We start from the raw sequence: 26362 nt of genomic DNA on the forward strand, positions 1-26362 counted from the left end.
AATCTTTGCTATAGATGCTCATATTTAATGGGTGATGATTCAATAGTAATCTCTGCAAGTAATCATTGCGACGATTACTGCACATTTGATCTGACCGTTTCTACAAGCTGGGTTCGTCAGTCGATAAGCTTTTTGGGGTACACAGATACCTTTGAAGATTTTGGTAAGTCATTGATGAACTTCCCGAATAATACTGCGCATGAAGTATGGTTTCAAGAGGGGAAGGATGAAGGCTATGGCCCGTGGTATTTATCAGTTAAGGCTTACTGTTACAATGACCAAGGACACACCGCTCTGCATATAATTATTGATAATCAAGAACCTTTGCCCAAAAAATGCAGAGTTGAATTTTCTATTCTAGCAGAAGCGGCTTCGATAAATAATTTAGGGTGTAGCCTATTTAATTGGGAAATAAAGCAGCAACAAACCATTGAATGGAAAGCGCAAACCAGCTAATTAAACCTCGTCTCCATGCCGCCTGCCTCGTTTACGTTCAAGAGCGCATAGCTGCCGCCACTCAAGCCATGCAAGCCGCTCAGGAATCGGCTAACTCCGAAACCAAGAGCAGCGCCGGCGACAAGTACGAAACCGGCCGCGCCATGGCCCAGGAGGAGCGCAACCGTAACGCCGTGCAGCTCCGTGAAGCCCAGAACCTGCAAGCCGAACTAGCGCGTATCAACCCTGAGCAAGTCTGCGACACGGTGCGGCCCGGCGCGCTGGTCGAAACGAGTATGGGGGGCTTTTTTATCAGTATCAGTGCCGGTAAGCTTACCGTGGATTGCAAAGATTACTTTGCTGTATCGGCGGCGGCGCCAGTGGCAATGGCGCTGAGTGGGAAGCGGGCAGGGGAGGAAGCAGTGTTCAATGGCAAAGCGGTACGAATTATTAAGGTGCAGTAAGAAGCTGCCTCATGCGCTCGAAAATCTAGCGCATGAGGTTGCAGGCTTATCTTACCTTTGTTGACGCACGTCACTGCCTAGCATGTCCCACCCACCCAAACGTCTCACCTTACTCGGCTCTACTGGCTCCATCGGCACCCAAGCTTTGGACGTAGTGCGCTCCCAGCCGGGCCGGTTTACAATCTCAGCGCTTTCGGCCCATTCCAATGCCGGTTTATTGATTCAGCAGGCGCTGGAGTTTCGGCCGGCCGCCGTGGTTATTGGCGACGAGAAGCATTACGAAACCGTTAAAAGCGCGCTGGCCGGGCAGCCTACGGAAGTGCTGGCCGGAACTGCCGCCCTGGCCGACATAGCCGGCCGGCCCGATACCGACATTGTACTTACAGCGATGGTGGGCTACGCTGGATTGCTACCCACCGTGCGCGCCATTCAGGCCGGCAAAACTATTGCCTTGGCCAACAAAGAGACCCTGGTAGTAGCTGGGCAGCTCATCACGCGCTTGGTTAAGGAGCACGGTGTGGGCCTCTACCCCGTGGATTCCGAGCACTCGGCCATTTTTCAGTGCCTGGTAGGAGAGGAGCAAAACCCGATTGAGAAGATTATTCTCACGGCTTCTGGGGGGCCTTTTCGGGGCGTAGTATGCAGGAGCTGGCTACGGTAACCAAGGCCCAGGCGCTCAAGCACCCCAACTGGGACATGGGGGCCAAAATCACCATCGACTCCGCTTCGCTGATGAATAAAGGCCTTGAGGTGATTGAGGCGAAATGGCTGTTTGGCCTGCGCGACGATCAGATTGAGGTAGTTGTGCACCCACAAAGCATCATCCATTCCTTGGTGCAGTTTGAAGACGGCTCCCTAAAAGCCCAGCTTGGCCTGCCCGATATGAAATTGCCCATCCAATACGCCTTGGGCTACCCTGAGCGTTTACCGAGCAAATACCCGCGCTTTTCCTTTATCGATTATCCCCAACTTACCTTCGAGCAACCCGACCAGAGCACTTTCCGCAACCTGCCGCTGGCCTTCGAAGCCATGCGCCGGGGCGGAAATGCCCCCTGTATTCTCAACGCCGCCAACGAAGTAGCCGTAGCTGCTTTCCTGCGCGACGGCATCGGTTTTCTGCAAATGCCCGACCTCGTGGAAAGCTGCCTGTCGAAGGTTTCGTACCTTGCCGAGCCGGCGCTGGACGACTACGTGCAAACCGACCAGGAAACGCGCCGCATGGCGCAGGAATTTTTAAAACATTAACCCAAAACCTGTGTCCTTCTAAGTACAGCCGCGCGGAACGAAGCACCGCTACCGCTTCGTTGCAGTGCCACCGGATTACCGCTCGCGTTGCGATGCTGACTTGCGCTTATCTACAGTCTGTAAACCAGACGATAAGCAGCGCAGACCACCGATTTTCTTAACTCTGTAAAAACAAAAAGCTTTGGATATTCTGATAATGGCCGGGCAGCTCATCTTGGGGCTGACTATTCTGGTGGGTGTGCACGAAATGGGGCATATGCTAACGGCCAAATGGTTTGGAATGCGGGTAGAGAAATTCGCTATTGGCTTTCCACCGAAATTATTCGGCAAAAAATTTGGCGAAACTGAGTACATGATTGGCGCCGTGCCGCTGGGGGCTTTGTCAAAATCACCGGTATGATCGACGAGTCGCTCGACACAGAAGCGATGAGCCAGGAGCCACAACCGTATGAGTTTCGGGCCAAGCCAGCCTGGCAGCGCCTTATTGTGATGCTGGGGGCATTATCGTGAACGTGCTCACTGGTATTCTCATCTTCACCATTCTGACGGCCAAGTACGGGCAGAGCTATCTGCCGGCCTCGGAAGTGCGCTTCGGTGTGGTACCCAGCAAGTTGGGCGAAGAAATAGGGTTCCGCAAAGGCGACAAGATTGTAAAAATCAACGGCCGCCCTTCGAGCAGTTCGACGATGTGTATGACCCGGAGGTGGTGATGGGCAACCAGAGCTACTACACCGTGGAGCGCAACGGCCAATTACTCGACATCAAGCTGCCCGGCGACTTCATGGACCGCTTGGCTGATAACCAAAACGATCCGGCCCGCTTCGTGGAGCCCCTCAATCCGTTTGAGGTAGGTGAAGTGGTAGCAGGCCGCGCCGCCGCCAAAGCAGGCCTACAGGCCGGAGACCGTATCCTGCGCGTTGGAGACCGGGAAATCAACTTTTTCCCTGAGCTACAGCAAGCCCTAAAAGACAACGCTGGTAAGGCTACCGCCTTGCTCGTGCAGCGCAATAGCCAGCCAATCACCCTTACCGCTAACGTGGAGGAAGAAGGAACTCTCGGCTTCCTACCTAAGTCTTTGCTCCAATACTCGACCAAGGATTACAATTTCATTGAAGCCATTCCGGCCGGTGCTTCGCAGGCTTTCGGCATTGTGAGCAACCAAGTGCAGGCATTCGGTAAAATCTTCCGAGGTGAGGCATCGGCTAGTAAGTCGCTAGGTGGCCCGATGGCTATTGCCCAAACCTACGGCGGCACCTTCAACTGGATCAAGTTCTGGACCCTGACCGGCATGCTGTCCATGGTGCTGGCCTTCATGAACCTGCTCCCCATTCCGGCCCTCGACGGCGGCCACGTCATGTTCCTGACCTACGAGATGGTGTCGGGCCGCAAGCCTTCCGACAAGTTTCTGGAGAACTCGCAGAAGGTAGGTATGGCATTGCTGCTGAGCTTGATGGTGTTCGTTATCTTCAACGACCTGTTCAAAACGCTGTTTTAGAACTTATTTGTCTTGTTTTTACCTAGATAGAACGAAGGCCGCCTTCGTTCTATTTTTGTTTGCAACTTCCTGATTATGCGTCATCTGCTTGTTTTCTGCGCTTTGTGTCTGCTTAGCTTCGCTGCCATGGCGCATGCCTACCATGCCAGCATCATGGACGTGCAGTACAACCCCAAAAAGCAGCAGCTGGAAGTAGCGCTGAAAGTGTTTACCGATGATTTTGAGAAAGCCTTGAGCGCCGGCCAGCCCAACTCGGTCACGTTCGATAAGCTTACCACGGCTCAGGTTTCCAGCCTGACCACAGCGTTGCTGCAGCGTTCGGTGGCTTTCGGTACCAAGCCCGGCGAAGCCCTACCGCTCCGATTCGTTGGTATTGAAAAGGATAAGGACGCGCACTGGGTGTATTTCTCCGTAAAAATGCCCCCAGGCCTGCCACTACCATCTATCTGCGCCACCGCCTGCTACTGGATACCTTTCAGGATCAGATGAATATCGTGAACCTGGAAGGCGGTGGCAAAAAGCAAAGTGCTCTGTTTCGCGCTGGCAACGACGAGCAGCAGCTGAGTTTTTAGTCTGGGTTACTCGCTTGGAGTAGGGACAGTAGCGAACAAACGTAGTTTTTGGCTAGTAGATAGTCCAGCTAGTTATTTACTACTTTCACCGCCTATGCGTTCTTCCTTAACTCTGATTCTATTCAGTGCCAGCCTTCTGCTGACACTAGCTGTTGGCTGCGGTGCCTTGACAGGCGCGAAAGGCGGCCGCGCCACTACCAGCTCCATGCAGGTATGGCTGACCAATCCGGCCCAGCTGGAGCGATTTGCCCCCCAGCCTACTTTGCAAGCCGGAACCCCGCCCGCTCCCGACGTTCCCATCATTACTATCGATGAGCAGCAGCGCTTCCAAACCATGGACGGCTTTGGTTATACGCTCACGGGCGGGAGCGCCATGCTGTTACACAAAATGTCACCTGATGCCCGAGCTAAGCTTTTGCGCGAGTTGTTCGGCACGGAGGGCAACGCAATCGGTATAAGCTACCTGCGCCTGAGCATTGGCGCTTCCGACCTCGACGACCGGGTGTTTTCCTACAATGATTTGCCCCCCAGCGAGACGGATCCGACGCTGGCGCGCTTCAGTTTAGCCCCGATCAAGAGCACCTGATTCCGGTGCTGAAAGAGATTCTGGCTATCAGTCCTCGTATGAAGCTGCTTGGCTCGCCTTGGTCGCCGCCAACCTGGATGAAAACCAACGGCGACTCCAAGGGTGGCAGCCTCAAGCCGGAGTGGTATGATGCCTACGCGCGCTACTTTGTGAAATACGTGCAGGGCTACGCGGCGGAAGACATTCGCATTGAGGCCATTACGGTGCAGAACGAGCCGCTTCACCCTGGCAATAACCCCAGTTTGCTGATGCTGCCCGAGCAACAAGCCAGCTTCATCAAGAACCATCTGGGCCCGGCCTTTAAAGCGGCGAAGCTGGATACCAAAATCATCATCTACGACCACAACGCCGACAAGCCGGAGTACCCGATTACCGTTCTCAGCGACCCGGAAGCCCGTGCTTACATCGATGGCTCGGCATTTCACCTGTATGGGGGGCAAATTGAGGCGCTCAGCAAAGTGCACGAGGCTTTTCCCGACAAGCACGTGTATTTCACGGAGCAGTGGGTGGGCTCCAAAACCAAGTTTGCCGATAACTTCGGCTGGCACATCAAAAACCTCGTCATCGGGGCACCGCGCAACTGGGCGCGTACCGTTCTTGAGTGGAACGTAGCCGCCGACTCCCAGCAAAATCCGCACACGCCCGGTGGCTGCACGGAGTGCCGGGGGGCAATTACCATCGATGGTGATTCGGTGCGGCGCGAAGATGCGTATTACATCATTGCCCACGCCAGCAAATTCGTGCTGCCCGGTTCAGTGCGCGTCGCCTCCACTGAAGCGGCGGGCTTGCCGAATGTGGCTTTTCGCACGCCTGCTGGCCGTCTCGTCGTTATTGTATTGAACGAGAGTAGTGAGCCCAAAACCTTTGGTATCCGCCGTGGGCAGCAAACCGTGAGTCATACGCTGCCGGCCGGGGCAGCTGCCACGTATGTGTGGTAGCTCTGCTTATGAGGCAATCAGCTACCAGCCCGCTCCGGCGTCTTTATCCTCCTCAGGCTTAATCAGCCGGAATTCCACTCGGCGATTGAACCGACTGTCCTCTTCGGTTTTTTCCTCGCGCAAGGGCTGCGTGCTGCCATAACCTGTATTGTCGATGCGGTTAGGTTTCAGCTTGCCCTTCTGCTCAATATAATTCCGAATGGCCTGGGCGCGGTCCTGCGAGAGGGCCACATTCACATCAGGGTCGCCGCTGGAGTCGGTGTGGCCCGAGATGCTCAGCCGGAACGTGGGATGATCAACCATGTACAATGCAATCTGGTCCAGCGTCTTATGCATGGAGGGGAGGATAGCAGATTTGCCCTGGTCGAACTCAATATTGCGGAAAATCAGGGGCAGGCGGTAGTCAATCGAATTGGTGAGCAGGCGCATCAAGGTGTCACCTTTCAACTCAAATTGCTTTTCCACGCTGAAGAAGTCCGGGCTTTGAATTAGCATTACATAGCGCGAGCCTTCAATCAAATCGAAGTCAAACGAGCCATCGGGGCGCAGGTATTTACTGGCTACCTCAATGCCGTTATCCGTATCAATAATGCTGACAATGCCTCCCAGCGGCTTTTTAGTTACCGAATCAGCCAGCACGCCTTCTACGTGGGTGGTGGCCAGCGGCTGGGCCTCCATCGGAAGCGGGAAGGAGTAGAGGTCGAGGTTCTTGAGGTCTTTTATCTCCGAGCGGGCATAGTACAGGTTCTTGGAGTCGCCATCGATGGTGAAGTAATACTCCGAGCCTTTTCCGTTTACCAATGGGCCCACGTTGCGCGGCTCCTGCCAGCGGCCCTGCACGCGGTAGCTCTTGTAGATATCGAAGTCGCCGTAGTTCAATAATTGCCCCTGGAGCTGAAATACAGCACGTTATACATAGGATGGTAAAACGGGCTGACCTCACTTTCACGCGTGTTTACTACTGGCCCCAGGTTCTGGGCTTTGCCCCACTGCCCATTCTTTTGCCTGGCTGTAAACCAGATATCCGATAAGCCAAAGCCCCCCAGCCGGTCAGAAGCGAAGTAAAGCGTGTCCTCTCCTCTCGACAACGTAGGCTGCGAATCCCAGGCCGTTGAGTTCACATTGGCCCCAGGCTCTTGGGCACCGACCATTGCCCATCCTGAAAGGTCGACTGGAATAAGTCGCAGTTGCCGTGGCAATTCGGGCACTCGCAACGGGCAAAGTAAATGGTGCGGCCATCCTTGGTTATGCAAGCCGAGCCCTCGTTGTAAGGCGAATTGATAGGCTTTGGCAGCGGCTCGGCGTCGGTCCAATAGTCGCCTTCCTTCCGCGACGTGTATAAGTCCTCATCAACCACGGGAGTGGTAATGCCGCGGGTTTTGCGCTTGGAGGAGAAAATAAACAAGCCCGCTTCCGAGTTCAGCGTTGGGCCATAGTCTTCTACCTCCGAGTTGATCCCATCGCCCATGCTCGTGTATACACCTTTGGGCGGATGAAACGTGACGATGTTTTTACGGTATTCAACTATGTCGTAATAGGTTTTGAGGGGCACGTACAAATCCTGGGTTTTCTGTTCCAGTGAGTCGTAGTAGAGTTGAATTTTGGTGATATCCTGCCGATGATGCTTGAGAGCCAGACGGTAGTATGCTTTGGCACGCGCCTCATCGCCGGTGCGCTCGCAAAGTTGGGCCAAGCGCCAAAGCATCGGGGTGTCCTTGGTAAAGTTCTGGATGCCAAACTGATGAACGTAGGCTTCCAGCAGCTTGCGGGCCTGCGTCCAGTTCTTGCGTTTCTCCGCGCGCTGAATTTCTTTGAGCGCTTTCTTGTCCTGATAGTAGGCTACCCGATTTATGTTAGGAAAGCTGGGTGTAGCATCGGGCCGTAAGCGCAACTGGGGGGCTTTTTTGCCCGTAAGCGGCCGCACCTGCAAAGGCTTGTCCGTGGGCTGCTGCGCGTACGTAGCCGGAGCGGCTAAAAACCAAAGCAGTAAAACCAGACCCGATAAGCGATGCATACGACGTTTTTTGAACTTAAATAGCCGCTACAATTGCCGCGCCAGAGACCAAAAATAGAAGTTTTTCAATGCAAGTGCTAAGCTTATTATCTGCCTGATTGGCTCGCTGCTTACCGGTATTTATGCCGATTTGTCGGCGCGGCATTCGTGGGCTTTAGTGGCATAGCACTTGTCAAAGCCGTACCTTCGGACTACCGTTGTCCCTGGGGAGCTACGGAGCGCTGCAATTATGTCATTCTGGCGCCGCCAGCCTTTCCCCGATTGTATTATTATGAGTGAAAACCGCAATTCGCGCCGTCCCAAATCATCCGTTTTACTAATGGCTGAAGATCCCGCCGAGATGGTGTCCATCATTGCCACTGACCCCGATCAGACACTTTCGGGGCAGGACGCGCCCGAGGTGTTGCCCTTGTTGCCCGTGCGCAATACAGTGCTGTTCCCGGGCGTAGTTTTGCCCGTCACCGTGACGCGCAAAAAGAGCATACGCCTGGTGCGCAAGGCGTATCGTGGAAATAAAATTGTGGGTGTACTGGCCCAGAAGAATACCCAAAGCGACGATCCAACGCTCGCTGATCTGTATGAAGTGGGCACCATGGCCCGTATTCTAAAGCTCTTGGTGCTGCCCGATGGCAACACCACCATCATCATCCAAGGCCAAAGCCGCTTTAAAGTCGAGGAAGAGCAGCAAGACAGCCCGTATCTGACAGCGCGCGTCAGCTATTTTCCCGAAACGTTTCCCAGCAAGACTACCAAAGAGGTGAAAGGCTTGGTGGCGTCATTGAAAGATGCGGCTGCCAAAATGCTCAAACTCAACCCCGAGATTCCGCAGGAAGCTCAGGTTGCGCTGGATAACATCGAGTCCCCGGCTTTTCTGACCCATTTTCTGTCCTCGAATATCAACGTAGAGGTAGGGTTGAAGCAGAAGCTGCTGGAAATCAACGATGGGGTGGAGCGAGGCACCCGCCTGCTGGAAATGATGCTGAAAGAGATTCAGCTGCTGGAAATCAAGCACGAAATTCAGAGCAAGGTTCACACTGATATTGACCAGCAGCAGCGCGACTATTTCCTGCGTCAGCAAATCAAAGTGCTTCAGGACGAGCTTGGCTTCGATGGCCCTGACCAGGAGCTGGACAAGCTGCGTGCCCGCGCCAAGGATAAAAAATGGCCCCAGCCGTGGCCAAGCACTTCACCAAGGAAGTGGACAAGCTGAGCCGCGTGAATCCGGCGGCGGCCGAGTACCCGATGAGCGTAAACTACGTGGAGTTTCTGCTTGATTTACCCTGGTCGGAGTACACGAAGGATAACTTCAACCTGACGCGCACCCGCAAAATTCTGGACCAGGACCATTATGGCCTGGAAAAGGTAAAAGACCGCATCATCGAGTATCTGGCGGTGCTGAAGCTCAAGCAGGATATGAAGGCGCCGATTCTGTGCCTGTATGGTCCTCCCGGTGTGGGCAAAACCTCTTTGGGCCGCTCAGTAGCCAAGGCGCTCGGCCGCAAATATGTGCGAATGAGCTTGGGTGGCGTGCGCGACGAGGCCGAGATTCGCGGGCACCGCAAAACCTATGTGGGCGCCATGCCGGGCCGCCTTATCTCCCAAATCAAAAAGGCTGGCGCCTCGAATCCGGTTATTATACTGGATGAGATTGACAAGGTCGGCGCTGACTTCCGTGGCGACCCGCAGTCGGCACTGCTGGAGGTGCTCGATCCGGAGCAGAACTCAACCTTCACCGACAACTATCTGGAGGTGGAGTACGACCTGTCGAAGGTGCTGTTCATTGCTACGGCTAACGCTCTAGACACCATTCATCCGGCCCTGCGCGACCGGATGGAAATCATTGACCTGACCGGCTACACGCTGGAGGAAAAAACCCAGATTGCCAAAAAGCATCTCTGGCCGAAAGTACTCCACGAAAATGGCCTTACCCCGAAAGACGTGAGCATCACGCAACCCGCGTTGCAGCGCGTAATCGACGATTATACCCGCGAGTCGGGGGTGCGTGGCCTGGAGCGCAAGCTTGGATCGGTAGCTCGTAACATTGCCAAAAGCAAAGCCTTAAAAGAGCCGCATGTGGCGGTGCTGGAGCCGAAAGACATCAGCCGCATTCTCGGCGCCGCTACATTCGACCGGGACTTGTATCAGGATAACGAAACGGCCGGCGTCGTGACGGGCTTGGCCTGGACGTCGGTGGGGGGCGATATTCTCTTTATCGAAAGCCTGCTGAGTCGGGGGCGGGGCAAAGTGACGCTTTCCGGCCAATTGGGCGATGTGATGAAGGAATCGGCCGTTACTGCTTTGTCGTATTTGCGCAGCCGCGCCGACTCGCTGGGAATCGACCATCGGTTGTTTGATCAATATGATCTGCACATTCACTTTCCGGAAGGTGCCGTGCCGAAAGATGGCCCCAGCGCGGGTATTGCCATTTTCACCAGCATCGCCTCCGTGTTTACGCAGCGCAAAATCCGTTCGCACTTGGCCATGACGGGCGAGATTACCCTGCGCGGCAAAGTGCTGCCGGTGGGCGGAATCAAGGAAAAGATTCTGGCTGCCAAGCGCGCCGGCATCCGCGATGTAATCCTCTGCGATAAGAACCGTAAAGACATTCAGGAGATTTCGGCCGAGTATCTCAAGGACCTGACGATTCATTATGCCGCCCGCGTGGATGATGTGCTGAAAGTGGCGTTGCTGGATGAGCTGGTGGCTAATCCAATTAAACTCACCGTGCGCGACGAGCCTACGCCAGCGCTATATGGCCCGAGCGTAGAAGTATCGTAAGGAAGCAGGAAGATCAGCGCCCGCCGGGTGTAGCGTTGCAGCAGGAGGAAAAAGCCCCCCAACAGCTGTAATGATGCACACTGCGGGCGCTGCTATTTCTCCTTATACCCTATTTGAGTAGAGTAGGAGTAGCCGAAACGCTGTATCTTGGAACGATGATTTGCTCGGTACCCTCTCGTTTGTTGCCTGCCTTCGCTGGTGTAGTGCTGGGTGCCATTCTGGTAAGCCAGCCAGCGGCAGCGCAGATTGGCGGACAGCAGGCATTTACCTTCCTGAATTTGCCCCCCAGCGCTAAACTGGCCGGTTTGGGCGGCGTCAACGTCAGCTCCCGCGATGCCGATGCGACCATGATGTACGGCAACCCCGCCCTGCTCAACGCCGACATGGATAATCGGCTGGCGCTCGGCTACGTCGATTACCTCTCTGATATCAAGCAGAGTACGGCAGCCTACGTTTTCAATACCAAGTCACTGGGTCGGCTGGGCGTGGGGCTTACGTATCTGAACTACGGCCGGTTTGAGCAGTTTGATGCGGCCGGCACAAGTCTGGGCGAATTCTCGGTAAATGAATATGCGCTGGGCGTGTCGGATGCCTACACCAGCGGCAATTTTACGCTGGCCGGTACGCTCAAGCTGGCCGTGTCTGGTATTGCCGGCAATCATTCGCTGGCCGCTCTGGTCGATGTGGGGGGCATTTTTAAACACCCAACCCAGGACTTTACGGTTGGCCTTACGGTGCGCAATGTGGGCTACCAGTTCCAGCCTTACGCCGGCGCCGACCGCGAGCCGATGCCGCTCGATGTGCAGCTGGGGCTTCCTTTAAGCCTGAGCATATGCCTGTGCGCCTTTCCCTCACGGCGCACCATCTTCAGCAGTTGGATATTGTGTACCTCGACCCTAACCAGCGCGGGCAGCTCGACGAAAATGGGGTGGAAATCAAGCCAAAAAAGACATTGGGCGATAAAATTGCCCGGCACTTTGTGGTGGGGGGCGAATTGTTGTTTAGCAAGAACTTTCATCTGCGGGCGGGCTACAATCACTTGCAGCGCCGCGAGCTGCGCCTCGAAAATACCTCGGCGGGCGCTGGGCTGAGCTTCGGGGCGATGCTGCGTATCAGCGAGTTTCAGCTCGACTATACCCGCGCGTATTACCATGCGTCGGGGGCGGCCAACTACTTTACCGTGGCCCGTACTTTAGGCTCGATTTTCAACAAGTCTAGCAGCAATTGATGTCATTATCAAACACTTAAATTGCAGCCAACGCTCTTCGGAATGCCGCCTTTAGTGGGCTGACATTATCGGCTGGCGGCTCACTTTTCCCATCGTAATTTGTTTGGTAAGTGGATTCGCTTCGATAGCCTAACCGGTGAGCACGACGTATAAGAGTCCCGCTCACAAGCAGCAGCTTACTTCACCACCTGTGGGTTTCACACCGGCCCCACCTTTTGTATATCCCATGATTGAATCAGCTTCTTTCCTTACCCCGGCCCAGATAGTGGCCGAACTCGATAAGTACATCATTGGCCAGCATGATGCCAAGCGCCATGTGGCTATTGCGCTACGCAACCGCTGGCGCCGTCTGCATGCCCCCGCCGATATGCAGCGCGAAATAGTGCCTAACAATATCCTCATGATTGGCTCAACGGGCGTGGGAAAAACAGAAATTGCCCGTCGCCTGGCCAGCATCGCCGATGCGCCATTCACCAAAGTAGAAGCCTCCAAGTTTACGGAAGTCGGCTACGTGGGCCGCGACGTAGAAAGCATGGTGCGCGACCTCGTAGAGCAGTCGGTGAACATGGTGCGCATGCGCCGCAAGGAGGAAGTAAAAGTGCAGGCCGCTCAGGTGGTAGAAGATATTATTCTGGACGCGCTTATTCCGCCCATTTCCAGCGGCTCAACTACGGTAGCGAAGCCTTCCGCCGGCTTTGGCAGCGAGGGAAGCGCGATGCCCGAAAGCGACCATGAGCTAAACGAGCGTACTCGCGAGAAATTCCGCCAGAAAATTCGGGCTGGTGAGCTGGACGACCGCAAAATCGACATCAAGGTTCAGCAGAGCAACGCGCCCGGTATTGGGGTAGTAGGCGGACCCGGCGGCATGGATGAAGCCTCCATGGCCGGCCTTCAGGATATGCTCAGCAGCATGATCCCTAAGAAAACCCGCAAGCGTAAAGTCACTATTGCGGAAGCCCGCAAAATTCTGCTCGATGAGGAAGCGGCTAAGCTCATCGATATGGATGAGGTGAAAGACGAAGCCATCCGCAACGCCGAAAACGCTGGTATCATCTTCATTGATGAGATTGACAAGGTAGCCAGCCGCAACGGCAAAAGTGGGGGAGGCGGGCCCGACGTCAGTCGTGAGGGCGTGCAGCGCGATTTGCTGCCCATCGTGGAAGGCTCAGCCGTCAGCACTAAGTATGGTGTCATCAACACCGATCATATTCTGTTTATTGCCGCTGGCGCATTCCACGTAGCCAAGCCCAGCGACCTGATTCCCGAGCTACAAGGCCGCTTTCCGATTCGCGTTGAGCTGCAAAGCCTCACCAAAGCCGATTTCTACCGGATTCTCAAAGAGCCTAAGAACGCCCTTACTAAGCAGTATGAAGCGCTTCTAATGGCAGAAGAAGTAGAGCTATCCTTTGATGACGCCGCTTTGGAGCGCGTGGCCGAAATCGCCTTTGAGGTGAATGAGGAAGTCGAAAACATTGGAGCCCGCCGTCTGCACACTGTTATGAGCCGCTTGCTTAACGACATTCTGTTCGACGTACCCGACCGTATTGGCGCCAATGCGCACATCCTGATTACCCGCGAGCTGGTGGAAGAGCGCCTCCGCGACATGGTTCGCAACCGCGACTTGTCGCAGTATATTCTCTGATCAGCTGAATAGGTAAGCTATCCATCTGTTTGACTACTACTGTAAAAAAGGCGGCTTCGAGAAGTCGCTTTTTTTATTGGGTTTCCTCTACAACTGGTTTGCCCGTATAAGAACTTCCTTCGATGGTCTCACCTTCACTTTCTATACGCAATGCGTTATTACATTATTACGGGCGCCAGCCGGGGCTTGGGCAAAGCACTGGCTGAAGAAATACTGCGCCAACCCGATACGACGGTGATAGGAGTATCACGCCATGCTACCATCGAGCACCCTCGTTACCATCACCGGCCCCTCGACTTATCTGATATTCTGGCTGTTGAAGCCAACCTCTATACAGTATTTGCCCCTCACCCTGATGCATCTAGCATTACGCTGATAAATAATGCGGCGGTGTTGGGCCAGATCGGGTACGTGGGGGAGCTGCCCAATGAGCATTTCACGTTTGCCTTCGACGTGAACTTGGTAGCTCCGGCCATGCTCATGAATACTTTCCTGCGTAATTACGCCGCCATGACGTGCCCACGCACTATCCTCAACATCAGCAGCGGGGCAGCGCAGCGCGCCGTAGATGGGTGGGCTGCCTATTCAGCCTCCAAAGCTGCCCTCGATGCATTGTCGCGCGCTATTCAGAAGGAGCAGGATTTGCGCGGTACAGGGGTGCGGGTTCAAACCATCTCGCCGGGCGTACTCGATACCGGTATGCAGGAGCAGATTCGGAACACGGACAACCGGCAGTTCAGTGAGGTTGATAAGTTTGTGGCGTTTCATTCGGAGGATAAGCTCGCGGACCCGGTAGAAGTCGCCCGCAAGATTTTAGCCTCGCTACAGGCAAACTAGGTTAAAAAGCCCCCCAGATATCATCTGGGGGCTTTTTTATGACTAAGGAAATGTGCTTGTGCTTAAGGCAAGATGCGCACGCGTATTTCTGTGGTTATGATTTCTTGCCCGCTCTCCAACGTAACGAGAAACCAATAGCGAAGTGTATTAGGATCGCGCTCATTTACTGCTGGGTTTGCCCCGGTGGTCATAGTTACCGTTGGGGCGTTGCCTGCCGTATTGAGACCAGCATTATACCCCGGCACTGTAGTCAATCGGGTACGGTAAGCTGAATAGGCACTTAAGCTGGTTGAGAAAGTGATTTCATTGCTGCCATTGCCTGCAATAGGGCTCGGCGTTTGGGTTGCAGTATTATAGTTGAGCAGAAAAGCGCCCCCGGTATTCAGGTTAGCCAGCGTATTGCCGGTAGCCACCCGGCTAATTTCTCTTATTGTGCCCCTGCCAGCCGGAATCTGCAAAACAATATCAAATTGCCCCCCAGCGGCTACCGAGGTGGTAATGACGGGTACCCGCTCATGGTACTGAGCGTTTTTGACCGTCACCGGAATTTCAGCAATAGCATCATCGAGGGGCCCAAGCTTATCACCATAGTCTTTTTCGCAAGAGAAAGTGACTACCGACAGGATAAGGAGCGCTACAAAGCGGATTATGTTTTTTTTCATGACTATCTCGTTTTAGATGAAGTATCCAGCCTTAATTACTGGCCCACCAGACCGGAACCGTGATATTGGGCCGATCCGCTGGAACCTGGTTGGCATTGGCGGATATTTCTCCATTGGTGTAGAAGAAGCGCTGCGGAATAGTCGGGCTATCCGAGCTGGGATTTTCTACGGGAGCTAAGCGCGGAAAACCAGTACGCCGATAGTCATTCCAGGCTTCGTAGCCGTTCCCAAACAAGGCAATCCATTTCTGGGTAATAATCTGGTTTTGCCTTCTGGTATTCGAGCCCGATAGCGTAACCCAGCGCGCATTTGCTGGGTTGGCGAGATAAGCATCAATAGCCGCGGCGTCAACACCCGCTTTTGTCATGGAAGCCCTGATGCCTTGGGTAAACAAGGCTTGGGCATCGCCGCCGGTGCCAAGCAACAGGGCTGCCTCCGCCAGAATAAACTTAGTCTGGAAGTTTGTCAGCATCCGCACGGGCGCGTCACCACTGTTACCCAAAAGGTAGGGACCCAGCCGGGACCGGTTGGCAATGCCTGGTACGGCGTTATTGCTACCGTTCTGAAAGCCCGTAAAAGTGCCAAAGGCCGTGGTAGTAGCAGCTGCGTTGGCCGGCGACGTAGAGTAAAAGCGCGGCAAGCGCGGATCATTCCGCAGGTTCATGGTATCGATGAAGCGCTGGCTGGCTATCTGATCACCGGGGCGGTTCGTGACGTTGTAGGAGAAGAAGGGATTCTGGTTGCCTACTGTAGTGCCAAAAGCAAGCTGAAAGTCGTCGGCATTGTCTGATATGTAACTCGCCGGGCCTTTTGCCAATACTTCTCTTATGACGGAGGTCGCCAAGGCTGGCTCCTTCTTGCTTATCTGAAGCGCGAACTTGAGCAACAGCGTATTGCCAAATTTCCGCCACCTGGCAATGTTGCCTCCATAAATCAGATCATTGGCGGCAGTTGGCACAATAAGACCTGGCGGCTGATCCAAGTCATTAAGGCCCTCGCGCACCAAATCAAATAAGCTTTGAATTTCTAACTGCGCGTTGCCCTTGTAAATGTCCTCCTGCTTATCAAACCGAGGCTGAAGTTGGGCGGACCCTTTTAGCGCTTGCGAGTAAGGTACATCGCCCCATATATCCGTCGCTACGGCGAAGTTATATGCTTTCATAAGCTTCGCGATGCCCGTAAAGGCAGGCCCACTCCGGTCACCGGTGTCTATGATGTTTTGAGCATCTGCCAAAGCACCAGCATATACGTCGAATTCCCACTCGTTATTAAAGTCCCCCCGAATAGCATAGCGGTCGTAGGCAGGAGTCTGTATGCCTTCCGCACCTGCCATATGCTGCACGAATAGCTCACCCACTCGGCCAATTGTATTGCTATTGATGAAAGCCGTACTGGCCTGGAGTGAGCTAAGTACTACCCCAGCAGGCACCTCACTTGGACTATTGGGGTCCACATTATCGCCAAAAAACTCGTCTTTATCGCAGCTCGCAGCACCTAGAAACAATGCTCCTGCTACAGCATAACGGGCAAAAAAGGAATATTTCATTTTCATGGTTTACAAAGTGAAGCGAAGGTTTACACCATATGTGCGGGAGTTCGGTGGTCCCTGCAGGTCGAGGCCCCGGATGTTGCCAGCTCCCTGCGTATTCAGCTCAGGGTCAAAATTGGCATTAGGAGCGTAGTAGAAGAGGTTGCGGCCTGAAAATGAAACATTCACTTCTCCGAATGGGAGGCGCTCCAACACTGGCTTGGGCAGGCTATAGCCCAGCGTTACTTCCCGTAGGCGGTATACCGTGGCATCGTACACACCGAGGTCACTCTGTAAGCCGAACGATCTCCAATAGTCCTGGGCGCTTATCTGAATGTTATTCGGCCGGTATGACTTGCTTCCGTCGGCGTTTGTCTCCTCAATAACCCCCGGAATAACCCGGGGAAGCTCCCGGTCTCTTCCGGTTTCTTCTAAAGCGCCCCCCGATTTATAGAAGTTGTTGGTGAAGGATACGACGTCGCCTCCTTGGTTGGTATCAACCAAAAATGAAAAGGTGAGGCCCTTGTAAGAAAAGGAGTTGTTTAAGCCTGCTTGCCAATCATAATTTGGGTCAGCGATGATTTCGCCGGCTACTTCAGGGGCAAACAGGCCGGTGGTCGGATTAATCAGGTATTTGCCATCAGGAGAAGTTGCTTTCTTGTTGCCTACGATAACTCCGTAGGGCTCTCCAACCACGAAAGAAGGTGTTGTGCCAATGAAAGCATTACCCGCAATAGCCGATCGTGTTACTCCTTCAATCAGGGAGACAACCTCATTGCGGATACGCGTGTAGTTTAGAGTAGCGTTCCAGGTGAAATTGTCGCTGCTGATAGGGCTGAAAGAAACCAAGCCTTCTATCCCCTTATTATCCAGCCGGCCAGCATTGGCAATGCGGGTTCTATAGCCCGTTGAGGCTGGCGTTGCCAATGGGATGATTTGATCACGGCTGGTCTGATAGAAATACGTTGCCTCAATACTCAGACGGTTCTTGAAAAACCCGAGGTTGACTCCGCCCTCGTAAGAACGAGTGAATTCAGGCTTCAGGTCGGGGTTGCCTTGCTGATTGCCTAAAGCAAACCCGCCTGCTCCATTGAAGGGGAAGTTTAGGTTGGCAACGTTATTACCAAAAGAAGCTACCCCATATACAGTTCCCAGATTGTAGGGATCTGTATCACGGCCCACTTCAGCCGCAGCCGCCCTGATTTTACCGTAGGAGAAAATATCCGATGAGACATTAAAAGCATCGGTAAATACGAACGCAACGCTAGCTGAAGGATAAAAGAACGTATTGTTCTTCTTCGGTAATGTTGATGATTCGTCTATCCGGCCGGTTAAGGTCAGATACAAATAGTTATTGTAGGCCAGATCCAGCGAGCCATAGTAGCCTAATAGGCGACGAAGACTGGTAGTTTCGCCGGTTCCATTGGAATAGACGGAGGCAACAGAAGAGTTCTCGAAGCCACTTACGAGTAAGTTGTCAGCTTGCGATGTAATCGATTGGAAGCGACGGGAGTTGATTTGCTGACCAAGCAAAAGAGTAGCATCTAAGCCTTCCATCAGGATCCCTTGCTTCTTTAAGGTCGCAATAAAGTCACCGGTGAATTCGCTCCGGTAGAAGACTTGGTCAACTATCTGGCCCGTAGGCACGCGCGATCCACTCGGAGTAGAGACGTTTTTACGACGGTCGGTATAGGTATCTAAGCCTCCTCGGTACAATACATTCAGCCAAGGCGTAATGTCATAGCTTAAATTAGCCACGTTAATAAATCGAGTCAGCTTCGAGGTAGTTTGTATATTCTCACGATTCCAGCGAGGGTTATCGGTGCCCGCGAAAAAAACGTTTGCACCTGTAACCGGATTTCTGTAGGGCAGGCCCATTAAATCATAGCTACGTGGTATGCTTACGAGCGAGCCGAATGCACTGGCTCCGTTGCCTACTGCCGAGCCGAGCTGATCAGTACTAACGAAGTTGACAGAGGCTCCAGCTCTAAGTTTGTTAAGTAGCAAGGTGTTACCACCCACATTCACATTCAGGCGACTCAGGTCGTTAAATTCCGATATGCCTTTTTGATCGGTATTATTGATTCCGAGTACGAAGTTCTGGTCGGCAGTACCGCCACGGATATTGACACCAGTGGTGAGCAGACGCCCTGTGCGGAAAAAGTCTTTTATGTTGTCTTCGTATGCTCGGTAAGGTAGTTCACTGCCATCACCCAGAATTAGGCCGTTAGGTACTGTTTTCGGCCCATCGAAACGTGGCCCCAGGATTGAGTACTACCCGTATTAACGTCTCCGAAAGCCGGGTTAGCAGCGGAAGGAAGCGCTGTTAAATTAGTGCCATTAAGGCCTTGCCCATACTCATTTTGGAAGTCCTGAATACCATACACTTGCTGAAATGCGAGACCAGAAGTTGCAGTTATCTCTAATTTCTTGTTGGCGTTGCGGCCTGACTTGGTGGTAATGATAACTGCTCCTGCTGCTGCCCGTGAGCCGTAAAGAGCGGCGGCAGCCGGGCCTTTCAGAATGTTGATGCTCTCAATGGTCTCCGGATCAATATCCAGCGCCCGGTTTGCGGTTTGTGCACCACCCAGCGAGCCCAGCGTACCACCACCACTTGTCCGGTCCAGATTATTACTGACTGGAATGCCGTCAACAACAAACAGCGGCTGGTTACTACCCTGTAGCGATGTAATGCCCCGGATATTGATGTTTGTGGATGCTCCTGGCAATCCGCTGGAGTTGGTAATGCTAACACCCGACACTTTACCTTGCAGTGCATTCAGGACGTTGGGCTCTGACTTCTGCGAAATCTGCTCCGCCTTAATTTCCTGCGTGGCAATGCCTAGTGAGCGTGTTTCGCGTTCGATGCCAAGTGCCGTAACAACTACTTCGCTGAGTTGCTTTGTGTCGCTGGCCAGAGCCACATTTACCTCATTGCCTTGCCCGATCACCACTTCTTGCTGCGTGTAGCCGATGGAGCTGAACACCAAGCTGCCCCCAGCAGCTGGTACGCCTAATGTGAAGGTGCCATCTGCATTCGTCGAGATGCCATTGGTAGTACCCTTAAGAAGTACTGTTACTCCAGGCAGGCCTTCTCCCGTCTGTCGATCCGTGACCCGCCCTGATATGCTCCGGTCCTGAGCGCTCACCTGCCGAAACAGAGTGAGGATGAGTACCATACTCATCAATAAAATTTTTTTCATTCAGTTGATTGTTGTTAAGTGAGTGATATAGACTAAGATAACGAATGCTGAAATTATTTAACAAGCTTATAGTAAGGGTGTTATATGATTTTACGCAGCAATTATAACTATTTTTTTAACCTGTTAAATAGAGAAATGGTACACCTCGACTATGAAAATTATAAGTTATCAGGTCATTTCATTTAGTAAGTACAAATGGGTGCATTCACAATTTGTGTTTTACATGGTAGCGCTTCTGCTTACAAACTATAAATAAAAAAGCCCCCCAGCTACGTAGCTGGGGGCTTTTTTAAAGAAAACACTAAACTCTAGTAACCAGGGTTTTGAGTGATGTTCGGGTTATTAACCGTTTCGCGGAAGGGAATGGGGAAAAGTAAACGATTAGGATCCACGATACTCAATAGGGTTTGGGCCCGGCCTATACGAACCAAGTCAAACCAGCGGTGGCCTTCCATTGCTAGCTCTACTCGGCGCTCCTGCGCAATAGCATCTAATAGCGCTGCTTTAGTTAGAGTAGCTTTTGGTGCCAAACCAGCCCGTTGCCGCACTTGATTCAAGAGTAGTAGGGACGCTGGGAGATTACCCAATTGAGCTTTCGCTTCTGCACTAATCAACAGGATTTCAGCATAACGGAAAACACGGAAGTTGTCCGTTCCCGTGCCTGGATCAGTGTATTTGACACCTACGCCCGCTACTACTGCACGATTAGCTAATTGGAAAGTTCCGTTAGAGATAGAAGCATCCTTGCGTTTATCACCAGTTTCATACGCAGTTGGTAGCGTACTGCCAGATCCTGTAGGCCGAACTTCATTACGCCCACCATTCGCCCCAGGTAGGAAGAAAAAGGCAAACGAGCTCTGAGTATTCGCATCAAACTGAATCTCCCAAATAGACTCTGCGGAATTCTCGGTTGTGAAAATGCTTCTGTAGTCTGACAGAAGTTGGAAACGATTACTGGCAATAATCTGATCAGCGGCGGCAGCAGCAGCTTGCCAATTTTCGCGGTATAGCTCTACTCGAGCCCTCAGGGCCCTAGCTGTAGATTTAGTGGCACGTCCTACATTTACCTCTGGTAATGATGTCTCAGCGGCAGCTAAATCGGCAATTACTTGCTCATACACCGCAGCGCGGGGTGAGCGTGATACATTCAAAGTAGCATCAGCCTCGGAAGTGGGAGTAAGAACGATGGCCACATCACCCCAATAACGAGTAGCATCGAAATGTGCGTTAGCTCTTAGGAATAGGGCTTCAGCTACGAATACATTACGCTGCTCTTCACTAATACTTGTTATGCCCGGAACCTGTGCAATAACGTTATTAGCGCGGTTGATGGTACGGTAAATCGCGTAGTAAATGTCTTGGTTATTGACATTATCCGTAAGGATATTTTGATTGTCTACTTGGGCGTAAGTTGGAAAAGTACCTGTATGCGCTAAGTTATCTGCTGCTAAATCAGAAAAAACGGGATAAAGAAGCCCATAATAGTTGGCACTGGTTAAAGCACCGTAGATGCCAATTACTGCACCTCGCGCACCCTCTAAGTCCGTGAATACATCATTACGGTCAACCGAAGTTTGTGGGGTTGGTTCAAGGAAATCAGAGCAACTAGTTGCACTCAGGCCAAGTAGCCCAAGCATTGCTAGTGTTACAAATTTGGAACGGATAGTCATATGGTCAGAAAACAAAGACAAGTTAGAAACCCAAGTTGAGGCCTACCTGGATGGTACGGGCCTGCGGAAAAGTTAGAAAGTCAGTACCCAATGAAATATTGCTACCGCTAAAGGTGTTTATTTCGGGGTCGAGACCAGAGTAATCCGTGAATGTCAGCAGGTTCTGCCCCGAAACGTAGATACGAGCCGTCTGCAAGCGTGCCACTTTCGTGAGTGCTTCTGGGATGTTATAGCCCAGGGTCATAGTCTTCAAGCGCACATATGAGCCATCTTCCAAAAAGCGAGTTGAGGTACGACGGTTATTGTTGGGATCACCAAATGCAGCGCGGGGGAAAGTAGTGCTTGGATTATCAGCGGTCCAACGATCAAGAGTTGAAGCAAGCTGACCAAACTGGCCATTCATACCTTCAGCAAAGGAGCGAGTGTTGTTGAAAATTTCGTTGCCAGCCTGAAACTGGAAGAAGAAACCCAAGTCAAATCCTTTGAAGCTCAACTGGTTGTTAATGCCACCAAAGAAATCAGGCTGTGCTGAACCAATGATAGATTGGTCATCTTGGGTGATCAAGCCATCTTCGTTTCTGTCTTGGAAGCGAATGTCACCAGGACGGGTTCCTTGTGCTTGATAGAAGACAGTTGTACGGCCAGCCAGTTCACGGGCACGGGCGTTATCAGCATCAATCTCAGCTTGGGTTTGATATACGCGATCTACCGTATAGCCGTAGAAGCTGCCGAGAGGTGAACCAACCTGTACGCGGTTGGCGAAACCAGCTGCGAATGGAGCATTATTTACAAGACTAGTTACTTCGTTCCGGATAAAGGAAACATTGAAGTTGGTGGTCCAAGTAAATGCATCGTTCTTGACGTTTTGCGAAGTCAACTCCAATTCCAAGCCCTTATTCTGAAGGCCACCAATGTTCTGAGTTACCGAAAGGAAACCTGACGTTAAAGGGAGTTGACGGTTGAGCAGCAACGCGTCTGCCTGCTTGCGGAATACGTTAGCTGAGAATAGCAGCCGGCTATCGAAAAAGCCTAAATCCACGCCAACGTTGACTTCACTAGATTTCTCCCAAGTTAAATCCGATACGCCAATTTGAGTCGGCACAAGTCCAGCTAGCTGATTGTAGTTAGCTAAGTTATCAGATCCTACTCCGTATAGATTACGGGACGCAAAGTTGCCAATTTCGAAGTTGCCTGTTTCACCATAGCCACCGCGTAGCTTCAATTCGCTCAGGAATATTTCAGGGAAGAATGCCTCTTCCGAAATACGCCAGCTACCCGAGATAGCTGGGAAAATACCGTACTTGTTTTGCTCACCGAAGCGGGATGAGCCGTCACGGCGTAAGGAGCCGCTCAAAATATAGCGTCCCTTATAATCATAGTTGGCACGCCCAAAAAAGGAAAGCAGTGTCCAGAGAGTACCATCTGATGAAGCTTCTGTTCTGACTGACCCAGCAGCTAGGCGCGTGATCTTGTTAGTTGCAAAGCCCGACACAGTAGTAGTGATGCCTTCTTGAGTAGATTTGATAGCACTCTGACCAGCTAATAAAGTGAGATTGTGGTCACCAAAAGTCTGATTGAAGGTTAAGGTGTTTTCTGTTTGCCAAAGCAAATCATAGCGGCTGTTAGAGTTGCCTAAACCATTGCTGCCTGTAGCCTGCAATAATGTGCTTGGCAGGAAGCGGTCTTCTTTCAAGTTTAAGTAGTCAGCTCCTAGAGTAGTGCGGAAACGGAGGCTCTTTAAGATATCCGCTTCTGCGTAAATGCTGCCAATTAAGCGGTTATTACGTGCTTCTAAAATGGGCAGGGTAGCTGCTGCAATCGGGTTTTCAACTGAAGAATAAGGATCACGCCCAAAGCTGCCATCAGCATTGTAGATTGGGGTCTGACCACCCAATAATATAGCAGCGCTTAGAACACCATAGATGTTGTTGTCGTTGGCAATCCGGTTGCTTAGTGAGCGGCTGCCAGTTACGTTTACGCCTATTCGTACCCGATCGGATACCTTATTATCAAGGTTCAGACGCATACTACCACGATTGTATCCTGAACCAATGATGATTCCCTCTTGATCAAAGTAACTACCTGACACTAAGAAGCGAGTCTGCTCATTACCTCCAGATGCCGTGAGAGTGTAGTTGGCTATGCGAGCTGAGCGGAAAATCTCATCTTGCCAGTTAGTACTGGCACCCGTAAATAATGACTGCTGCGCAGTAGGGTTAGCCTCTACATAGCGTGGCGCTAATCCAACATTGGTACGGGACTCATTGATTAAATCCTGCGACTGTTGACCATCAAGCACATCTAAGCGCTTGATTGTCTGCTGAACGCCTTGATATGTATCAAACGTAATCTTGGTACGTCCTGCCTGTCCACGCTTAGTAGTAATCAGAACAACACCATTGGCAGCGCGTGAGCCGTAAATAGCGGCTGCGGCAGCATCCTTCAGGATCTCTATCGAGGCAATATCATTAGGGTTGATGTCTGCTAACGCATTCAGTTGCTGGTTACCAACACCAATGTTAGAATAACTGCCTGTGTTAATTGGAACCCCATCTACTACATACAGAGGGTCACTACTAGCTGAGATAGAGTTGTTTCCCCGAATTCGTACGGCTACACCTCCACCGGGGGTACCTGAGCTAGCATTTACTTGTACTCCCGACGCCCGGCCTTGCAGGGCTTGATCTACGCCAGCAATAGGCTGCCCCTGAAATTCCTTCGCATCTACGGATGTGATTGCACCGGTCACAAGTGCCTTAGACTGGCTGCCATAACCAACAACTACTACTTCGCTTAATGCTTTAGTATCACTGGCAAGCGCGATATTAACTTGGTTACTTGTTCCAATAGTTTGCTCTTGGGAAATGAAACCAATAGAGCTAAATGTCAGAACACCGCCAGAAGCTGGAGCTGATAACGTAAAGGTGCCATCAGAGTTAGTTGAGACACCGTTACTAGTACCTTTAAGTAAGACCGTTACTCCAGGTAGGCCTTCACCGCTTTGCCGGTCCGTGACCCGGCCAGAAATGCTTCGATCTTGGGCTGTCACCTGCTGCAACAGAGTGACAATGAGCAGAAAGCTCATTAGTAAGATTTTTTTCATGCAATAGATTGATTAATGAGAAAAGGTGAGTGTTTAGCTAAAGTAATTATAAATCAAGTGAGATAATATTATGATAACATCATTTGACACTATTTTTTATTACTAACAATCACAATATTATTATAATTATAAATTAATTGCATTTTTTTACGATGACTTAACATTTAGTTGAGAAACTATATATAGTTTAGGGATAGTTAAGTCTGCTATTAGTTGATTCTCATTTCTGGAGATACTTGCTTTAAAGGTTGTTGATCAGAACAACTAAAGCAAAAAAGCCCCCAGAATTTTCTGGGGGGCTTTTTACAGAATGCCAATCAATTAGTACCCGGGATTCTGGGCAATATTAGGATTGTTAGCAATCTCAACGGATGGAATTGGCCACAAGAAGCGTGGGTCTGTGTAAGGAATTGGAGCTACACTTCCCGTCACTGTTACTGGTGTTCCACACTTATAGTTTGCCATTACGGTTTGTGCAGCCGAGAACTTACGGGGAATACCTCCCGATTTGAAAGTAGGATCGACTATCAAGCGGTGAATGTCATCCCAACGGAAGCCTTCTGCCACAAACTCAACACGACGTTCATTGAGAATCGCCTGAATCAAACTGGTCTGATTAGCAAAAGATGCAGCCGTATACTGATCAGCAACAGTCGTCACGGCACGATTGCGGACTGCATTTAGCAAGGCAAGTGCTTCAGCTTGTTTGCCTAATCTAGCTTGCGCCTCAGCCTGATTTAGCAATACTTCAGCATAGCGAATGATAGGTGCGAAGTCACTTCCAGTAGCAACGTCCCTATACTTAAAGCTGAAATAACGGGTGGGCGCCATCTGCAATAGCTGAGTACGACGTAGGTCAGTGCAAGTCCAGAAACTAGAGTTATACAAAACCGGACTAACAGCTATAAGGCCCCGTCCCCCAATACCAACGGGAGCAGGCGAGTTTGAGCCAAAGAAGGAAGGTAAAGCGCCATTGACTCCTGGGTTATCATCTGAACTGTTTTCAATTGAGAAGATATTCTCAACGGTAGCCCCAGCAATACCAGGAAATGCTGCCAGGGGAGTAGCCGTGAGAGCGTAGCTACCAATCGGGCTAGTGAAAGCTGTCGTACCAGCAATCAGTTTTGCTCCCTCTGTTACCACACCAGCGTAGTTTCCTTGGTGAAGAAGGAGACGCTGGCGAAGTGCGATTGCCGCACCTTTCGTGGCTCGCGTTACCTTGTTGGCAATTCCGCCCGTCCGAGTGGCAGGAAGATTCTCTTCAGCAAATTTCAGGTCTTCCAGCATCAGGGTGTAACCTTCTGCTACTGTGTTACGGCCCTGTACTCGTGCCCGCTCCAACGTACTGGTGGAATTAATGGCAAAGTCACGCACTGGTACGCCCTCCGCACTACCTTGACCGTCGGCATATGGCTTGGCAAAATGCAGCAGCAATTCGTGATAAGCCAACGCCCGCAGGAAGCGTGCTTCACCTTCGAATGCCAGTGCTTCAGGTGCGGGAATCAGATTCTTGGTGCCAGCGGCGCGAACACCCTCAATAACTACATTGGATTGATTGATCAATGCATAAAGCGTTGACCACATATTTACCACGTTGGGGCTTGATGGAGTAATCGTGTTGGCGTATACGATACCAAAGAAGCCTGCTAGATCTACTACATCTTCCCCACGGATATCATCCAATTCCGTGGCAGCCGCGCCGAAAGGATAGCCTCGAACGGCGAGAGCAGTACCGTTCAGCGGGTCGTAGAAACCGGACTGAGCTGCATTATACAAACCGGCTACTGAAAGATTTACCTTCGCAGCGTCCTCAAAAGCAGTCCCTTCGGCCACGCTATCCTGAGGCTCCAGATCTGTTACTTCACAAGCACCCAAGCCCAGCGCCAGAAAAGAGGTCAACGCCAACATGCGGGCCTGACGGGGGGCAAAAAATCTTAATATTTGATTATTCATGAGTAATTA

At 51.8% G+C, this 26362-nt stretch carries 23 protein-coding genes and 2 pseudogenes; 15 read left to right on the forward strand and 10 right to left on the reverse strand.

Going from position 1 to position 26362, the window contains the following annotated elements; all coding sequences use genetic code 11:
- Window positions 1-27 precede the first annotated feature (27 nt).
- From H9L05_RS11790 to H9L05_RS11815, 10 genes and pseudogenes are all read left to right on the forward strand, one after another.
- Window positions 28-456: a hypothetical protein gene (locus H9L05_RS11790; RefSeq protein WP_187731170.1), complete on the forward strand. Its 429-nt coding sequence runs from the start codon at window positions 28-30 to the stop codon at window positions 454-456.
- 68 nt (window positions 457-524) lie between these two features.
- A complete protein-coding gene (locus H9L05_RS11795) occupies window positions 525-899 on the forward strand; it encodes a 3-oxoacyl-ACP synthase (RefSeq protein WP_308421972.1) in 375 nt (124 codons plus the stop codon).
- 82 nt (window positions 900-981) lie between these two features.
- Window positions 982-2144 (forward strand): annotated as a pseudogene (locus H9L05_RS11800) (1-deoxy-D-xylulose-5-phosphate reductoisomerase).
- A gap of 181 nt (window positions 2145-2325) precedes the next feature.
- Window positions 2326-2544 carry a site-2 protease family protein gene (locus H9L05_RS24995; protein WP_262892506.1) on the forward strand — a complete coding sequence of 73 codons (219 nt, stop codon included), beginning with the start codon at window positions 2326-2328 and terminating at the stop codon, window positions 2542-2544.
- A gap of 106 nt (window positions 2545-2650) precedes the next feature.
- Window positions 2651-2854, forward strand: coding sequence for a site-2 protease family protein (locus tag H9L05_RS25000; RefSeq protein WP_262892507.1), 204 nt, complete (start codon window positions 2651-2653; stop codon window positions 2852-2854).
- A complete protein-coding gene (locus H9L05_RS25005; RefSeq protein WP_262892508.1) occupies window positions 2833-3639 on the forward strand; it encodes a M50 family metallopeptidase in 807 nt (268 codons plus the stop codon). The genes H9L05_RS25000 and H9L05_RS25005 overlap by 22 nt, the downstream gene beginning before the upstream one ends.
- A gap of 75 nt (window positions 3640-3714) precedes the next feature.
- Window positions 3715-4128 carry a DUF6702 family protein gene (locus H9L05_RS11810; RefSeq protein WP_187731172.1) on the forward strand — a complete coding sequence of 138 codons (414 nt, stop codon included), beginning with the start codon at window positions 3715-3717 and terminating at the stop codon, window positions 4126-4128.
- Window positions 4098-4211 carry a DUF6702 family protein gene (locus tag H9L05_RS26855; protein ID WP_394368492.1) on the forward strand — a complete coding sequence of 38 codons (114 nt, stop codon included), beginning with the start codon at window positions 4098-4100 and terminating at the stop codon, window positions 4209-4211. Before H9L05_RS11810 ends, H9L05_RS26855 begins: the two co-directional genes overlap by 31 nt.
- Window positions 4212-4305: 94 nt before the next feature.
- Window positions 4306-4797: a glycoside hydrolase gene (locus tag H9L05_RS26860; RefSeq protein WP_394368421.1), complete on the forward strand. Its 492-nt coding sequence runs from the start codon at window positions 4306-4308 to the stop codon at window positions 4795-4797.
- Window positions 4798-4802: 5 nt separating this feature from the next.
- Window positions 4803-5735 (forward strand): glycoside hydrolase family 30 protein, encoded by a 933-nt coding sequence (locus tag H9L05_RS11815; protein WP_394368422.1) that lies wholly within the window; start codon window positions 4803-4805, stop codon window positions 5733-5735.
- Between the two features lie 21 nt (window positions 5736-5756).
- Here H9L05_RS11815 and H9L05_RS23590 read toward each other — a convergent pair whose 3' ends face one another.
- From H9L05_RS23590 to H9L05_RS23600, 3 genes are read right to left on the reverse strand one after another with little or no spacing between them, the layout of a single operon-like run.
- Window positions 5757-6614, reverse strand: a complete 858-nt coding sequence (locus tag H9L05_RS23590) for an OmpA family protein (RefSeq protein ID WP_223284380.1) — start codon at window positions 6612-6614, stop codon at window positions 5757-5759.
- Window positions 6611-6856: a TolB-like translocation protein gene (locus H9L05_RS23595; protein ID WP_223284381.1), complete on the reverse strand. Its 246-nt coding sequence runs from the start codon at window positions 6854-6856 to the stop codon at window positions 6611-6613. The genes H9L05_RS23590 and H9L05_RS23595 overlap by 4 nt, the downstream gene beginning before the upstream one ends.
- Window positions 6853-7749 (reverse strand): hypothetical protein, encoded by an 897-nt coding sequence (locus H9L05_RS23600; protein WP_223284382.1) that lies wholly within the window; start codon window positions 7747-7749, stop codon window positions 6853-6855. Before H9L05_RS23600 ends, H9L05_RS23595 begins: the two co-directional genes overlap by 4 nt.
- Before the next feature lie 319 nt (window positions 7750-8068).
- Between H9L05_RS23600 and lon the strand changes: the two are divergent.
- The 5 genes and pseudogenes from lon to H9L05_RS11840 all read left to right on the forward strand — a co-directional run bounded on the left by lon (window position 8069) and on the right by H9L05_RS11840 (window position 14234).
- A pseudogene (lon, locus tag H9L05_RS11825) lies at window positions 8069-10527 on the forward strand (endopeptidase La).
- 179 nt (window positions 10528-10706) lie between these two features.
- Window positions 10707-11618, forward strand: coding sequence for a PorV/PorQ family protein (locus tag H9L05_RS11830; RefSeq protein ID WP_223284383.1), 912 nt, complete (start codon window positions 10707-10709; stop codon window positions 11616-11618).
- Between the two features lie 11 nt (window positions 11619-11629).
- Window positions 11630-11755, forward strand: a complete 126-nt coding sequence (locus H9L05_RS25010) for a hypothetical protein (protein WP_262892509.1) — start codon at window positions 11630-11632, stop codon at window positions 11753-11755.
- A 226-nt stretch (window positions 11756-11981) separates the two neighbouring features.
- Window positions 11982-13397: an ATP-dependent protease ATPase subunit HslU gene (gene hslU / locus H9L05_RS11835; protein WP_187731173.1), complete on the forward strand. Its 1416-nt coding sequence runs from the start codon at window positions 11982-11984 to the stop codon at window positions 13395-13397.
- Between the two features lie 150 nt (window positions 13398-13547).
- Window positions 13548-14234: an SDR family NAD(P)-dependent oxidoreductase gene (locus tag H9L05_RS11840; RefSeq protein WP_187731174.1), complete on the forward strand. Its 687-nt coding sequence runs from the start codon at window positions 13548-13550 to the stop codon at window positions 14232-14234.
- Window positions 14235-14296: 62 nt separating this feature from the next.
- Here H9L05_RS11840 and H9L05_RS11845 read toward each other — a convergent pair whose 3' ends face one another.
- From H9L05_RS11845 to H9L05_RS11870, 7 genes are all read right to left on the reverse strand, one after another.
- Window positions 14297-14896 carry a hypothetical protein gene (locus tag H9L05_RS11845; protein ID WP_187731175.1) on the reverse strand — a complete coding sequence of 200 codons (600 nt, stop codon included), beginning with the start codon at window positions 14894-14896 and terminating at the stop codon, window positions 14297-14299.
- Between the two features lie 31 nt (window positions 14897-14927).
- Window positions 14928-16442, reverse strand: coding sequence for a SusD/RagB family nutrient-binding outer membrane lipoprotein (locus H9L05_RS11850; RefSeq protein ID WP_187731176.1), 1515 nt, complete (start codon window positions 16440-16442; stop codon window positions 14928-14930).
- A 9-nt stretch (window positions 16443-16451) separates the two neighbouring features.
- Window positions 16452-18302 (reverse strand): TonB-dependent receptor domain-containing protein, encoded by a 1851-nt coding sequence (locus tag H9L05_RS26100; protein ID WP_317174934.1) that lies wholly within the window; start codon window positions 18300-18302, stop codon window positions 16452-16454.
- 341 nt (window positions 18303-18643) lie between these two features.
- Window positions 18644-19627: a TonB-dependent receptor plug domain-containing protein gene (locus H9L05_RS26105; protein ID WP_317174935.1), complete on the reverse strand. Its 984-nt coding sequence runs from the start codon at window positions 19625-19627 to the stop codon at window positions 18644-18646.
- 308 nt (window positions 19628-19935) lie between these two features.
- On the reverse strand, window positions 19936-21297 hold the full coding sequence (locus H9L05_RS11860) for a RagB/SusD family nutrient uptake outer membrane protein (protein WP_187731177.1): 1362 nt from the start codon (window positions 21295-21297) through the stop codon (window positions 19936-19938).
- Between the two features lie 22 nt (window positions 21298-21319).
- Complete coding sequence (locus H9L05_RS11865; RefSeq protein WP_187731178.1) at window positions 21320-24400, reverse strand: SusC/RagA family TonB-linked outer membrane protein; 3081 nt, start codon at window positions 24398-24400, stop codon at window positions 21320-21322.
- Between the two features lie 321 nt (window positions 24401-24721).
- Window positions 24722-26353 (reverse strand): RagB/SusD family nutrient uptake outer membrane protein, encoded by a 1632-nt coding sequence (locus tag H9L05_RS11870; protein WP_223284384.1) that lies wholly within the window; start codon window positions 26351-26353, stop codon window positions 24722-24724.
- Window positions 26354-26362 lie beyond the last annotated feature (9 nt).

Origin of the sequence: Hymenobacter qilianensis, assembly GCF_014489555.1 — a bacterium.
GTDB lineage: Bacteria > Bacteroidota > Bacteroidia > Cytophagales > Hymenobacteraceae > Hymenobacter > Hymenobacter qilianensis.